15 protein-coding genes are annotated in these 14,638 nt (G+C 49.3%); all 15 read left to right on the top strand.

Annotation, left to right across the window (positions count from 1 at the left end):
• Position 1: 1 nt before the first annotated feature.
• Genes JOD01_RS10965 through JOD01_RS10895 form a run of 15 tightly spaced genes read left to right on the top strand, consistent with a single transcriptional unit; the run spans position 2 to position 14,622 of the window.
• Positions 2–223 carry a flagellar FlbD family protein gene (locus tag JOD01_RS10965; RefSeq protein ID WP_204518356.1) on the top strand — a complete coding sequence of 74 codons (222 nt, stop codon included), beginning with the start codon at positions 2–4 and terminating at the stop codon, positions 221–223.
• 13 nt (positions 224–236) lie between these two features.
• Entirely contained in the window at positions 237–695 is a 459-nt protein-coding gene (locus JOD01_RS10960; RefSeq protein WP_204518355.1) for a flagellar basal body-associated FliL family protein, read from the top strand.
• Positions 696–739: 44 nt separating this feature from the next.
• Entirely contained in the window at positions 740–1,735 is a 996-nt protein-coding gene (gene fliM, locus JOD01_RS10955; protein WP_204518354.1) for a flagellar motor switch protein FliM, read from the top strand.
• Complete coding sequence (gene fliY, locus JOD01_RS10950; protein ID WP_204518353.1) at positions 1,728–3,050, top strand: flagellar motor switch phosphatase FliY; 1,323 nt, start codon at positions 1,728–1,730, stop codon at positions 3,048–3,050. The genes fliM and fliY overlap by 8 nt, the downstream gene beginning before the upstream one ends.
• A gap of 30 nt (positions 3,051–3,080) precedes the next feature.
• Positions 3,081–3,443 carry a response regulator gene (locus JOD01_RS10945; protein ID WP_204518352.1) on the top strand — a complete coding sequence of 121 codons (363 nt, stop codon included), beginning with the start codon at positions 3,081–3,083 and terminating at the stop codon, positions 3,441–3,443.
• Positions 3,444–3,446: 3 nt separating this feature from the next.
• Positions 3,447–4,148 (top strand): flagellar biosynthetic protein FliO, encoded by a 702-nt coding sequence (locus JOD01_RS10940; protein WP_239565378.1) that lies wholly within the window; start codon positions 3,447–3,449, stop codon positions 4,146–4,148.
• The gene (fliP, locus tag JOD01_RS10935; RefSeq protein WP_204518351.1) at positions 4,145–4,903 is read left to right on the top strand and encodes a flagellar type III secretion system pore protein FliP; all 759 of its coding nucleotides are present in this window, start codon (positions 4,145–4,147) and stop codon (positions 4,901–4,903) included. Before JOD01_RS10940 ends, fliP begins: the two co-directional genes overlap by 4 nt.
• A 57-nt stretch (positions 4,904–4,960) precedes the next feature.
• Positions 4,961–5,230: a flagellar biosynthesis protein FliQ gene (gene fliQ, locus JOD01_RS10930; RefSeq protein WP_204518350.1), complete on the top strand. Its 270-nt coding sequence runs from the start codon at positions 4,961–4,963 to the stop codon at positions 5,228–5,230.
• A gap of 2 nt (positions 5,231–5,232) precedes the next feature.
• Positions 5,233–6,012 carry a flagellar biosynthetic protein FliR gene (gene fliR, locus JOD01_RS10925; RefSeq protein WP_204518349.1) on the top strand — a complete coding sequence of 260 codons (780 nt, stop codon included), beginning with the start codon at positions 5,233–5,235 and terminating at the stop codon, positions 6,010–6,012.
• Positions 6,012–7,115 (top strand): flagellar biosynthesis protein FlhB, encoded by a 1,104-nt coding sequence (gene flhB, locus JOD01_RS10920; RefSeq protein WP_204518348.1) that lies wholly within the window; start codon positions 6,012–6,014, stop codon positions 7,113–7,115. Before fliR ends, flhB begins: the two co-directional genes overlap by 1 nt.
• 45 nt (positions 7,116–7,160) lie before the next feature.
• Positions 7,161–9,170 carry a flagellar biosynthesis protein FlhA gene (gene flhA / locus JOD01_RS10915; protein ID WP_239565396.1) on the top strand — a complete coding sequence of 670 codons (2,010 nt, stop codon included), beginning with the start codon at positions 7,161–7,163 and terminating at the stop codon, positions 9,168–9,170.
• Positions 9,170–10,534 (top strand): flagellar biosynthesis GTPase FlhF, encoded by a 1,365-nt coding sequence (gene flhF, locus JOD01_RS10910; RefSeq protein ID WP_204518346.1) that lies wholly within the window; start codon positions 9,170–9,172, stop codon positions 10,532–10,534. The genes flhA and flhF overlap by 1 nt, the downstream gene beginning before the upstream one ends.
• A complete protein-coding gene (locus JOD01_RS10905) occupies positions 10,527–11,390 on the top strand; it encodes a MinD/ParA family protein (RefSeq protein WP_204518345.1) in 864 nt (287 codons plus the stop codon). Before flhF ends, JOD01_RS10905 begins: the two co-directional genes overlap by 8 nt.
• Before the next feature lie 27 nt (positions 11,391–11,417).
• Positions 11,418–12,530 (top strand): protein-glutamate methylesterase/protein-glutamine glutaminase, encoded by a 1,113-nt coding sequence (locus tag JOD01_RS10900; RefSeq protein WP_204518344.1) that lies wholly within the window; start codon positions 11,418–11,420, stop codon positions 12,528–12,530.
• Positions 12,531–12,549: 19 nt separating this feature from the next.
• Complete coding sequence (locus JOD01_RS10895) at positions 12,550–14,622, top strand: chemotaxis protein CheW (protein ID WP_204518343.1); 2,073 nt, start codon at positions 12,550–12,552, stop codon at positions 14,620–14,622.
• Positions 14,623–14,638 lie beyond the last annotated feature (16 nt).

Below are 14,638 nucleotides of genomic sequence, written 5' to 3'. Positions count from 1 at the left end.
GATGATTGAGCTGTCGCGTTTTAATGGGAGCAAATTTTTTCTCAATATAACGCATGTGGAGTCTGTCGAAGCTACGCCCGACACGGTGATCACCCTGTTCAACGGGAAAAAATTCGTTGTGCGGGATGACGCATCTGAGGTAGTCCAACGTATCACCGCTTTTTACCAAACGGCCTCAGTATACAGCGCAGCACCGCGAATTACAGACGAAATGATGGAATAGTGGGAGGCGTAAGATGTTTAAAAACAAATTGTTTAATATGGCACTTATCATTATCATCGCAATTGCGCTTCTGGGTGTGGTTTCATTTGTACTCTGGCAAACGTATTTTTCGCCAACAGCCCAAACAACGCAAGGGGAAGCGCCAGAGGAAAACAAACCGTTGACCGCAGAAGAGCTGCAAGATTATTCCGTGGATACGGGTGAATTGACAACCAATCTTTTGACCAACAATTTCATGATTGTTCGTTTTACGATTACGGGTGATAGTGAAGGTGCGAAAGAAGAATTAACGCAACGCCTTCCCCAGATCAATCAGATCATTATTAAAACATTGGCCGGATTGACGCCGGATGATCTGAAAGGCACAGAAGGACTGAACAAGCTGGAAGCGAAAATTATGAATGAAGTCAGCGCTGTCATGTTGGAAGGGAAAGTTGTCCAAGTCATAACCACCAAAAAGATCATGCAATAGCGAGAGATGATACGAACATTACATAACTAAGGAGGTGACAGGAAATGGCTGAGGTTCTTTCGCAAAGTGAAATTGATGCGCTGCTGGCCGCGCTTTCCTCTGGTGAAATGGACGCGAGTGAGCTAAAAAAGGAAGATACGGATCGCAAGGTCAAGGTTTATGATTTTAAAAGGGCGTTGCGTTTTTCCAAAGATCAAATTCGTGGTTTAACGCGCATTCACGAAAATTATGCACGTTTGCTTACAACTTATTTTTCGGCACAACTGCGAACCTTCGTACAGATCAATGTTGCCTCCGTCGATCAGTTACCATATGACGAATTTATCCGTTCCATTCCCAAAATGACCATCCTCAATATTTTTGAGGCTCCCCCATTGGAAGGTCGAATGGTAATGGAAGTGAATCCGAATATCGCCTATGCCATGTTGGATCGCTTGTTGGGAGGACAAGGGCAAATCCCTGAAAAAATGGGGGCTCTGACTGAAATCGAGAGCAATTTGATGGAGCGGGTATTCAGCAAGGCGTTGGACACGTTTCACGAGGCTTGGAAACAAATTATCGAATTGGAGCCTTCTTTGGAAGTCATGGAGATGAATCCGCAGTTTATGCAGATTGTCTCGCCCAACGAAATTGTCGCGGTTATCTCGTTTAGCACGAAAATCGGTGAGACAACCGGCATGATTAACCTCTGTTTGCCCCATGTTGTACTTGAACCAATCATGCCGAAATTATCGGGACAGTATTGGTTCTCCACCCAGCGCAAGGTCAGGGACGAAACAGAGAAGTTGCTTTTGGAAGAGCGGCTAAAAACAGCGAAGCTGCCGATCATCACGGAATTAGGGACGGCAACGATCACGGTTGGAGAGTTTCTGAGTCTTACTCAAGGAGATGTAATCCAGCTTGATCAATCGATTGAGAGCAAATTACAGATCAAGGTTGGCGAAAGAGTGAAATTTTTGGGACAACCAGGAACATCAAAGGGAAGGATTGCTGTCCTAATCGACGAAGTCCTTGAGGAAGAGGAGGAACACTATGAGTAGAGATATGTTATCTCAGGAAGAAATTGATGCATTGCTTCGAGCCAATAATCTCTCGGATGAAGAAGAAGAACAAGCAGGGGGAAATGAAGAAGCGCTGCTTACCCCGTTTGAAGAGGATGCGTTGGGCGAGATTGGCAATATCTCTTTTGGCAGTGCAGCGACAGCACTTTCCACCCTGCTGAATCAGAAGGTTGACATCACCACTCCAACAGTGACCATGATCAAGCGCAGTGAATTGCAGGAGGAATTTCCCCAGCCGAACGTAGCGGTTCATGTGGAGTATACCGATGGTTTTCAAGGCATCAATTTGTTGGTCATTCATATGGCTGACGCGGCGGTCATTGCCGATCTGATGATGGGAGGATTAGGGAAACCGGAATCTACCGATCTATCCGAGTTCCATATCAGCGCCGTGCAGGAAGCGATGAACCAGATGATGGGTTCTGCCGCCACATCGATGTCCACGATCTTCAATAAACTGGTCAACATTTCGCCGCCAGGTATTGATATTATGGATTTGCAGAGCGGCGCAGGGACGGAAAACCTTCCGGAAGAAGAAGATCTGGTGCGGATTTCCTTCCGTTTAAAAGTGGGCGAACAAGGGGAATTGATTGATTCCACGATTATGCAGCTGCTTCCGGTCTCTTTTGCGAAGCAGATGATCGACATGCTGATGGGCACCAGTTCGGCCGAATCCAGCCAAAACGAAGTGGCAGCGTCGCAAACGATTGAGGCTCCTGTCGCGCCGCCCCAACCGGCACCTGCAAGCGCAGCGCCTGTACAGCCAAGTCCGGCGGCTGCTGTTCAACCGGGTGCAGGACAGGCTGCTTATCCGGGACAAGCACAACCGCCTTACCCGGGACAGCCGATGGATGGTTTTTATCAACAAGCGCCAGGCTATCCGCCGTATCCTTACCCGCCCTATCCGCCATATCCAGGTCAATCTCCTGTGCATATGCCGCAGCAATTAGGAGGATTGGGAACACCAGCGCAGCCGGCGAACGTTCAACCGGCTCAATTCGCCCAGTTCGAAGCGGGGCGGATGACGGCAGAACCGCAAAACCTGAATTTGTTGCTTGACATCCCGCTTCAGGTCACTGTCGAGTTGGGACGAACCCGGAAGCTAATCAAGGAAATTTTGGAGTTGTCCGCAGGTTCCATTATCCAGCTGGACAAACTGGCCGGGGAACCCGTCGACATACTGGTAAACAACAAATTGATCGCCAAGGGTGAAGTTGTCGTGATCGATGAGAACTTTGGCGTCCGCGTTACCGATATTATCAGCCAATGGGATCGAGTACAAAAATTACAATAAAACTTGCAATAGCCAAAGGGAGGAACTAATATGTCCAATAAAATTCTGATCGTAGATGATGCAGCATTCATGCGGATGATGATTAAGGAAATTTTGACCAAAAACGGATTTACCGTTGTAGGCGAGGCTAGCGATGGTGCGCAAGCAGTGGAAAAATATAAGGAACTTGGGCCGGATTTGGTAACGATGGATATTACCATGCCGGAAATGGACGGAATTTCCGCATTAAAAGAAATTCGCAAAATTGACCCGAATGCTCGGATCATTATGTGCTCGGCAATGGGGCAACAAGCGATGGTAATTGATGCGATCCAGGCCGGGGCAAAAGATTTTATCGTGAAACCTTTCCAGGCTGATCGCGTGATCGAAGCGATCAAGAAAACTTTGGGCTAACCGATGTCTTTTCGTCATGCAGCTATGAAATACGCCTGGATCATATGTTCGATAACCATCCTTGTCCAGTTGTTGGCATTGCCTGTTTTTGCTGCCGATTCGAAAGCGGGAACGGTGGCAGAGGAACTGGAGAAACAGGCGAACCAGAATAGGGGAGCAGAAAGTGGTTCCACACAAGCGGAACAACCGGATTCTGCTCCTCTCCAGACGGTTGGTGCCCAATCGCCCAGTGGATGGACTGTATTGGTGCAGATCGTTTTTTCCTTAGCGCTCATCATCCTGCTGATCTACCTGTTATTGCGTTTCCTGGCCAAGAAACAATTGTCGGGGTTTGGCCAAAGCGGACCGATCAAGGTGATCGGGGCAACCGGGGTGGGCAACGGCAAAAGTCTGCAAATTGTCCAAATCGGGGATGCCCTGTATGTGATCGGAGTTGGAGAAAATGTTACATTGCTTCGCCACATTCCGGCTGGCGATGAAATGGATGTGATTTTGGCCGATGCGGAAATTACGACCAGTACAACAACGATGGAACGGTGGTTTTCCGCCTTGCGCAAGAAAAAAGATCAGGCGGATATTTTGGAGCAAGCGCAATCGCCTGCACCTTTCGAGCAATTGTTGGAAAAACAGTGGGAACAAGTGAACGAGGCGGAGCAAGGCATGGGAGAATGGAACAAAGCGTCGGATAAAGGAGAATGGAAATGAACAAATCAGTGGCAAGTCTTCTCCTTCTCTTCGCGATCTGGTTGCTTCCCTCGGTTGCCAATGCAGCTGTGAATACGCCGCTTGTGCCAACCGTTGACATTCACATTGGCGGAGACGCGGGGACGCCGCAAGAAACATCCAGCGCGATTCAACTCCTGTTGATTTTGACCGTTTTGTCGGTGGCGCCGGCCATTTTGCTTCTGATGACCTGTTTTACCCGGATCGTGATCGTGCTCTCTTTCGTGCGGAATGCTTTGGCAACGCAACAAATGCCGCCCAATCAGGTGTTGATTGCGCTGGCATTGTTTATGACCTTTTTCATCATGGCGCCGACCTTCGCGAAGGTCAATGAAACAGCGGTGCAGCCGTTTATGCAAGGAACGATGACCCAACAACAGGCGTTTGATGCGGCTGTCATTCCGTTCAAAGAATTTATGGCCAAGCAGACGAGAGAAAAAGATTTGGCGCTGTTCCTTGATTACATGAAAGCGGAACGGCCCAAAACGATCAACGATATCCCGCTGGTTGCGCTGGTGCCTGCTTATGCAATCAGCGAGCTAAAAACGGCGTTTCAGATGGGGTTTATGATCTTTATTCCGTTTCTCGTCATCGATATGGTCGTTTCCAGTATTTTGATGGGGATGGGGATGATGATGCTGCCGCCGGTGATGATCTCCTTGCCGTTCAAAATTTTGCTGTTTGTGATGGTTGATGGTTGGTACCTCGTCGTCAAATCACTGCTGACCAGTTTCTAGCACAGAAATATCCTTTATACAGCAGTACGAAATCAAACGCAGGAGAGGAGGTCGGAAATGTCACAGGAACTGTTGATGCAGGTTGCCCAAGGGAGTGTTTATACCATTTTGCTCGTGACTGCGCCAGCACTGGGCGTCGGGCTGATCGTCGGGCTGATCGTCAGTATTTTTCAGGCAACCACGCAAATCCAGGAACAAACATTGGCGTTTATCCCCAAGATTGTTGCCGTTCTTGCCGTGATTTTGCTGGCTGGTCCATGGATGTTGCGCGTTTTGCTTGACTTTACCATGGGCATTTTCGGCAACCTGCAAAGGTTCATCGGATAGCCATGGATATCATCTTGCAATATTTGCCGACTTTCTTGCTGGTTTTTGTCCGGTTGACCGCTTTTTTTGTGGCGTCACCGATTTTTTCGACACGCGGTGTCCCCAATCAATTTAAAATCGGCTTGGCTTTTGCTCTGGCATTGATCAGTTTTTCCTTGTTGCCGAGCCAGGCAAAGATACCGCTTGATCTCATGTTTGTCCCTTATGTGCTAAAGGAAGTAGCCGTTGGATTACTGCTCGGCTATATTTGTCAAATGATGTTTTTTGCCATTCAGATCGCAGGCGGTTTGATGGACTTGCAAATGGGTCTTGCGATGGCCAACGTGCTGGACCCGTTAACAGGGGCGTCGATGCCGATTACCGGTAATTTCAAGAACGTGTTGGCTACTTTGTATTTTTTGAGCATCAACGGTCATCACGTTTTGATCCAAGGGATTGTTACCAGCTATCAAATCATCGCCATTGACAAACCATGGGTTCCAATCGGCAGCGAATCCGTCTTGGGGCTTGCGGCCACGGTGTTTGCCAATATGTTTGCCAGCGCCTTGCTGATGGCTGCTCCGATCGTCGTCGCGCTGTTTCTGGTCGATCTCTCGTTGGGAATCGTCGCCAAATCGGTACCGCAATTTAATATTTTCGTCGTCGGCTTGCCAATCAAGCTGATCGCCAGCTTTTTGTTGCTAATCGTGGTAATGCCGGCGTTTCTGCTGGTGTTAAGCGGATTGTTTGAAAAAATGTTTCATGCCTTGTCGGAAATGATGAAGCTTTTGGGAGGATCGTGATGAAACGACTGCAGCTGCTGTTTCCGATTGAATTGCAATATTTTAATGGAGAAAAAACGGAAAAAGCGACGCCCAAAAAGCGCGGCGATGCCCGAAAAAAAGGCCAGGTGGCCAAAAGTATGGAACTGTCGCCGGCGATTACGCTGACGGCCGTGTTCACAGTGCTGTTGTTGTTTGGTTCCACGATGTTTGAGACGTTTACCCGGATTATGCGGGAGTCATTGCTCACCTACCTTCAGTTTGAACTGACCTCGGAAAACCTCGGCGTGATAACGTACCAGCTTGTGTTTGAGGCCGCGAAAATTGTCGGACCGATTTTGGCGGTTGCCTTGGCGGTTGCGCTTGCGACCAACTATATGCAGGTGGGAATTTTGTTTACGACCGAACCGTTGCAGATGAAACTGAGCAAGTTAAACCCGATCGCCGGGGCCAAACGCATCTTTACGCTTCGCACGATAATCGAACTGATCAAATCTATTTTAAAGATTGCCATCGGGTTAACGATTGCCTATTCCATTCTCTGGCAAGTGAAGGAAAAGATTGTGCAAATATCGTTGACCTCCATTGAAGAAGCATTGAATTTCACCGCGGGTCAGGCTTCGAAGCTTGGTTTGTATATCGGCGGTACACTTGTTGTTTTAGCCGCTTTTGATTATGTGTATCAAAAGTATGAATATGAGAAAAGTTTGCGCATGTCAAAACAGGACATTAAGGATGAATACAAAAAATCCGAGGGTGATCCGTTGATTAAAAGCAAAATCCGCGAACGGCAACGGCGGATGGCTTTAAGCCGGATGATGCAGGAATTGCCGAAAGCGGATGTGGTCATTACCAACCCGACGCACTTTGCCGTTGCCATCAAATATGATGCCAACAGCATGGCGGCGCCGACGGTCATTGCCAAAGGCCAGGATTATATTGCCTTGAAAATCAGAGAAATTGCCCAAAAAAACCGTATTGTAACGATGGAAAACAAGCCTCTTGCACGGGCTCTCTATAATCAGGTGGAGATTGGGCAGCAAATTCCAGAGGAACTATTTAAAGCGGTCGCGGAAGTTCTGGCTTATGTGTATAAGCTGCAGGGCAAAACGCGAACGCGATAAGGAAAGAAAGGAGGGAGTCAAGTGAGGTATAAAGAGCTTGGAATTATGGGATTTGTCATATGTATTGTCGTCATGATGGTTATCCCGCTGCCTCCGGGGCTTCTGGACTTTCTGCTGATCGCCAACGTCTCCCTGTCGCTGACGATTTTGCTCGTTTCGATGAATACGAAAGAAGCCTTGCAGTTTTCCATCTTTCCCACTTTGCTGTTGGTTACCACCTTGTTTCGACTCGCATTAAACGTGTCGACAACGCGGAATATTCTTTCGCACGCCGAAGGCGGAAAGGTGATTGAGACCTTTGGCAGTTTTGTGGTCGGAGGAAATCAGGTAGTTGGCTTTGTAGTGTTCCTCATTTTGGTTATTATTCAATTTATTGTTATTACAAAAGGTTCGGAACGGGTCGCGGAAGTAGCCGCCCGGTTTACCTTGGACGCAATGCCAGGGAAACAGATGAGTATTGACGCCGATTTGAATGCCGGAATGATCAATGAAATGGAAGCGCGCAGCCGCCGGCAAAAAATCGAGCGGGAAGCTGATTTTTACGGCGCAATGGACGGGGCGACGAAGTTTGTCAAAGGAGACGCGATTGCCGGAATCATCATCTTTGTGGTCAATATTATCGGCGGCCTGATTATCGGGGTTGTCATTCACGATATGGGGATCGCCGAATCAGCTTCGCGTTATACCCAATTATCAATCGGGGATGCGCTGGTCAGTCAAATCCCTGCTCTGTTAATCTCAACCGCTACCGGTATCATCGTGACCCGGGCAAGCTCAGAGGGCGGTTTAGGGCAGGACATTTCGGACCAGGTGTTTAATTATCCGCGATTGCTTTATATTGTCGCGATCGTGATCACATTGCTGGGGCTGTTTTCGCCGATTGGCCCTCTGCCCGTTTTGCCGATCGCTTTGTTGCTGGCATATGCCGGCTATCGAATGGATCTCAAACAGAAGAACAAGCAGGAACAAACGGCTATCCAGGAAGAAGAGCAGCAAATCGAAGAAGTGCGGAGTCCCGAAAGCGTGGTCAGTTTGCTTACGGTTGACCAGATTGAATTCGAATTCGGCTATGGCTTGATTCCGTTGGCTGACGCCAAACAGGGTGGGGATCTTTTGGATCGTGTCATTATGATCCGCAGGCAGTGCGCCCTTGAGTTGGGAATTGTCGTTCCGGTCATCCGCATCCGCGACAATATCCAGCTGCGTCCCAATGAATACGTGATTAAAATCAAGGGGAACCAGGTAGCCAAAGGGGAAATTTTGCTCGATCACTACATGGCCATGAGTCCGGGGTTTGAAGATGACTCTGTTGTGGGTATAGCTACTACAGAGCCGGCGTTTGGATTGCCCGCATTATGGGTAACAGAAGAAAACAAGGAACTTGCGGAGTTGTCTGGTTATACGGTTGTTGATCCGCCTTCTGTTGTGGCCACCCATCTTACCGAAATTATCAAACGTCATGCTCACGAATTGTTGGGGCGCCAGGAGACGCGCGCTTTGATCGACAACATCCGCGAAACTACGCCTGTGCTTGTTGATGAATTGATTCCTGGCCTTCTGTCGGTGGGTGATGTACAAAAAGTTTTGCAAAAACTGCTGAAAGAAAAAATATCGATCCGAAATCTTACCGTCATACTGGAAGCACTTGCGGATCACGCTATGTATACCAAAGATCCGGATTTGTTGACGGAGTATGTTCGTCAGGCACTGTCCAGACAAATTACCCTGCAATTTTCCGAACCGGGACAACCTTTGCGAGTCATTACCACGGGGCCCGGCTTGGAGAAGGTCATTTCGGACAGAGTCGAGCAAACCGAACAAGGCAGCTATTTGGCGCTTGATCCGGAAACCTCTCAGCAGATCTATCAAAATATGACGGAACAGATCAACAAAATGGTTAATGCTGGGCAACAGCCGATCATTCTCTCGTCACCTGCAATCCGCATGTATTTGCGGCAATTTATGGAACGAACGATGCCTGATATTCCGGTCATCTCGTATAGCGAGCTGGAGCCGCATGTTGAAGTGCAGAGCATAGGGATGGTGAATATCTAGTGAGAGTGAAACGTTATGTAGTTGACTCCATGCCGGAAGCGATGGAAAAAATCAAAACGGAACTAGGTACGGATGCGATTATATTAAATACGAAACCGATCAAACGCGGCGGTCTGTTTGGTTTGTTTGGCAAACAGCAAATCGAGGTAATCGCGGCGGTAGATCAACGTACGGCCGAACGCGAGCCGAAGCAGCCTGGAACGCGGGCTGTCCCAACCGCTGCCAATTTCGCTGCCAAACAGGCGTATCAAAGAACTGCTGCAACGAGTCACACTCACACGCCAGCCCCTTCTGTTCCATCGGACAACAGCAGGCTGCAGCCGGAGCCAATTGCTGCTCATGCGGAAGTAACGAGTCCGGAGCCGCCAGTACCATCACAAGCGGCAAAGCGGGAAGGGCCAGCCGCAGAGATGGTGCGTGATGAGCCTCAGCCGGAAATGGTCAAGCCGCCAGAGATGAAGCCATCCGGTCAGGCGAGCTATGACCAGCAAATCGCGAGTGAGCTGCGGGACATGCGGGAAATGGTTCAAAAGCTGCTCATGTTGCGTGAACATAACAGCCATCTTCCGGAGCCATTTGTCGCGGTTCGCGATCGTTTGCTGAAACAGCATGTCAATGACGAGCTGGTTGCGCAGATCATGGGAGATTTGCTCGGTGCCGCGCCAGATCCGGCGAACTTGAACGGTGCTGATGCTGTCAAGCGTGTTCGAACAATGATCGAGGAGCTTTTGCAACAAAAACAGCCGTTGCCTGCGCGAATCGATCGTTCGGTCAAATTTGCCTTTTTCTTTGGTCCAACGGGCGTCGGCAAAACGACGACGATTGCCAAATTAGCCGCGGAGAGTATGTTGAGAGACAAACGCAAGGTTGGGTTCATTACTTCCGACACATTTCGGATAGCCGCTGTAGAACAGTTGAAAACCTATGCCAATATCTTGAACGTGCCGTTCGAAGTCGTGTTCACCCCCAAAGATATGGCGGGAGCGATCGATCGTCTTGGCAGCTGCGACCTGATTTTGGTCGATACGGCAGGGCGGAATTATCGCAACGACGAGTATGTCAGAAGCATGAAAGAGCTGTTGCGCTACGGGGAAACGGCAGCACACTTTCTCGTGCTTAGCCTGACAACCAACTATACCGACATGAAAGCGATCCTGGAGAATTTCGGCAGTCTGCCCTCCGGACGTGCGATCTTTACAAAAGCGGATGAAACGGCGGTTTACGGTCCGATTTTGAATGTAGTCCACGAATTCGATCTGGCACTTTCCTATATCACGACTGGGCAAAATGTTCCGGACGATATTATTCTCGCTACGCCAGAAATCGTTGCAAAGATGATTATGGGAGACGATTCGGATGGATGATCAGGCTAAACAACTGAGAGAACTGTTGCAGCGAAGCCAGGCTTTTGCCCGATCGACGCGTTTGATCGCCGTTACCAGTGGAAAAGGGGGAGTGGGGAAGTCCAATTTTACGTTGAACTTTGCCCTCGGCTTGATCGAAAAAGGCCAAAAGGTCGTCATTTTTGATGTCGATTTGGGACTGGCCAATTTGGATGTGCTGATGGGGATTTCTCCGAAGAAGCATCTGCTCCATTTGCTCGAACCTCAACATTCCGTTTGGGACATTATTGAGAAAGGGCCGAATGGTCTGGAGTTTATCGCAGGCGGATCAGGGTTTACACAGCTGCAAAATCTGGACGAACAAAAACTGCAAATCTTGTTCGATCGATTGGCTGAACTGCAAGGCTATGCGGATACGATCTTGTTTGATACCGGAGCGGGAATCTCTCGCGAATCGCTTGGATTTATGCTGGCTTCAGATGAAATTTTGCTGGTTACTACACCTGAACCGACATCCATTACGGACGCTTATGCCGTAATCAAAATGATTCACTCACAACCGAAGCATCCGCCCATTCGGCTGGTTATCAACCGTGCGACTTCTGTTCAAGAAGGAAAAAATACCGCGGAAAAACTGTTCACCGTTTCCAAACGCTTTTTGAATATGGAACTGGGTACCCTTGGGTATTTGCCCGACGATTCGTTCGTATCCAAGGCGGTAAAACAGCAAAAACCTTTTCTCCTGTCGTATCCCCACTCACAGGCGGCGAAAGGGATCAAGGAACTGGTGAACGGGTATTTGGGCAAAGCGGCTTCGCCAGAGTTGCCTGGCGGACTGCGCGGCTTCATTTCGAAAATGCGAGGATTCATCAAGTAGGCGGATCGTAGAAGGGAGAGGCATCGTATGGGAAAAATTCGAGTACTTGTTGTAGATGATTCCGCCTTTATGCGCAAAGTGGTCAGCGATATTTTAAGCGCTGACCCGGAGATTGAGGTAATCGATCGGGCGCGGAATGGACTGGAGTGCCTGGAAAAGGTAAGTCAGCTACAGCCTGATGTAATCACACTGGATATCGAGATGCCTGTCATGAACGGTTTGGAAGCTCTTGAACGGTTGATGCAGACCTCTCCTCTGCCAATCGTCATGCTCAGCAGTTTGACCAGTGAGGGGGCAGATGCGACGATCAAGGCTTTGGAGTTGGGAGCGTTTGACTTTGTCACGAAACCATCAGGTCCTATCTCCCTCGATATACATAAAGTGGCCGAGGGGCTGCTCGAGAAGGTAAAGGCTGCGGCACAGGCAAAAGAAAAACGGAAGAAAAGTCCGTTGCGACAGATTCCGCCTGCTGTTTCAGCGATCCGCCAGCCATTGAAACCGACACCTTCGCCGAGCACTCCCCTTGCGCCTGCAAAACAAGCGCCATTGGCGAAAACTGGCGGCCGTGTGGTGAACTTGGTTGCCTTGGGCACGTCGACGGGCGGACCGAAAGCTTTGCAGACATTCCTGACTTCCTTGCCTGCCAATCTGCCGGCCGCCATTGTGATCGTGCAACATATGCCCGCTGGTTTCACGCGGTCATTGGCACAGCGTCTTAATTCGCTCTGCGAGATCCAGGTTGTAGAAGCGGAAGAGGGGCAAACCGTTCAGGAAGGAACCGCATATATCGCACCGGGTGGGTACCATCTGGAAATTCTTCAGTCCGGAGGCGTGCTGCGGACACACCTTGAGTTGACCGAGCCGCGTGCCGGCCATCGCCCGGCGGTGGACGTGCTGTTTGAATCGGTCAGCAAAGTTGCCAATGTAAAAAAGTGGGCCATTATCATGACGGGTATGGGCAGTGATGGTACAAAAGGTTTAAAATTGATGAAAGAAACGGGAGAAGTTACCAGCATCATTGAGGATGAGTCAACCTCGGTCGTGTTTGGGATGCCTCGATCGGCCATTCAGGCAGGTTTGGCTGACCGCGTAGTACCGTTGGACAAAATCGCCGAAACGTTGCAAAAGCTTTTGAACTGAATTGGGAGGTGGATGTACAGTGGATATGAATCAATATTTGGACATGTTTATTGAAGAGTCGAAGGAGCATTTACAGGCAATTAACTCGAATTTGCTGTTGTTGGAAAGTGACCCTGAGAATATCCAAATTGTCAATGAGATTTTCCGATCCGCTCATACTTTAAAAGGAATGGCGGCAACCATGGGCTTCGAAGACATGGCCAGTCTGACACACGAAGCAGAAAATGTACTCGATTTGATTCGCAATCAAAAATGCACGATCAATAGCGAAATTATGGACGTGATTTTTCAGAGCGTCGATTTGATCGAAAGCATGGTCTACAACATCATCGACGGAGGAGACGGTTCGGCCGACGTTTCGGGCCCTGTTGCCAAATTGCGCGCCATTGTTGCCGGAGACTTCCATGCGTTAATAACCGCCACCGCGGAGACGGCAGCAGCTCAATCCGTAGAAGCGGCAACGGAACCGGCGGAAACAGGGGAAAGCAATGAGTCCCGTGTCCAAAAACTGGATGAGTTTGCGACGACTGTTCTGAAACAATCGCAAGAAAACGGGAACAACATCTTCTGGATTCAAGTGACGCTCGATGACAGCTGTATTTTAAAAGCGGCCCGCGCTTATATGGTGTTTGACCAGCTTGAGTCAAACGGGGATATCGTGAAATCGACACCGACCGTTGAAGAACTGGAGAATGAACGTTTTGAAAACCAATTTGAAATTGTTTACACGACATCTCAGCCGGCGGAAACGATCCAAAAGCTGATCGAAAATATTTCGGAAATCAAACAAGTAGAAATCGAGCCGCTCGAATTGCCGAGCGAAGAAAAGAAAGCGACCGCCGCTCCCCAGCAAGCCGCTCAACCGGCCGATGCACCGGCTCGCACCAATCAGAAGGAGGCAGCTGCGGGCAATAAGGCCAATGGTGCCAAAAAACCGCTTGGCAATAAGACGATCCGTGTTGACAGCGATCGTTTGGATGTGCTGATGAATTTGTTCAGCGAGCTGGTGATTGATCGCGGGCGTTTGGAACAATTGGCCCGGGAATCGGGGAAAAGCGATCTGCAAGAAACCGTTGAACACATGAGCCGAATTAGCAGCGATTTGCAAAACTTGATTTTGACCATGCGCATGGTTCCTGTCGAACAAGTGTTTAACCGCTTCCCGCGGATGGTGCGCGATTTGGCCAAAGATTTGCATAAAAAAGTCAACATTGAAATCTTCGGAGCGGAAACAGAGCTTGACCGGACCGTTATCGATGAAATCGGCGATCCGCTTGTGCATTTGTTGCGCAACTCGGTTGACCACGGAATTGAATCTCCGGCAGAGCGGGTAAAAGCCGGGAAACCGGAAGAAGGAACCATTCGCCTGCGCGCTTTTCACAGCGGAAACCACGTGTTTATCGAAGTAAGCGACGATGGTGCGGGAATCGCCAAGGAAAAAGTGCTCAACAAAGCGATTGAACGCGGTATTGTGTCGCAGGCGGCTGGTGAGAAGCTGACCGACAAGCAGATTTATGAACTGCTGTTTGCGTCCGGTTTCAGCACAGCCGAGGTCATCTCCGACATTTCGGGACGCGGTGTCGGTCTCGATGTAGTGAAAACGAAGATCGAGTCGCTGGGCGGATCAGTCACCGTTGACTCCGTACGCGGGCAAGGGACAACGTTCTCGATTCAACTTCCCCTGACTTTGTCGATCATTTCCGCGATGTTGGTGCAAATTCAGGACGAAAAATATGCGGTTCCACTCAGCTCAATCATCGAAACAGCTGTGTTCCGCAAAGAGCAAATCATGATGGCGCACCGGCAAAAAGTGATCGATTTCCGCGGCCGGGTTGTACCGCTTGTCTCCATGCAGGAGATCTTCCAAATCCCCAGCAATGGCACGACCAAAGACGACGAAGTGGCGGTTGTCATCGTGCGTAAAGGAGATAAAATGGCCGGCTTGGTTGTCGATTCCTTCATCGGGCAGCAAGAAATCGTGTTGAAATCGCTCGGCAAATATTTGGTGAACGTTTTTGCCATCTCCGGCGCTACCATCCTTGGAGACGGTCAAGTGGCCTTAATTATCGACTGCAATGCTTTGATTAAATAAGGGAGGGAACAAGTGT

The organism is Brevibacillus fulvus (assembly GCF_016908525.1).
In the GTDB taxonomy this organism is placed as follows: Bacteria; Bacillota; Bacilli; order Brevibacillales; family Brevibacillaceae; genus Brevibacillus_G; species Brevibacillus_G fulvus.
The sequence above is the reverse complement of the archived record's forward strand: the minus strand, read 5'-3'. Positions and strand labels throughout refer to the sequence as shown.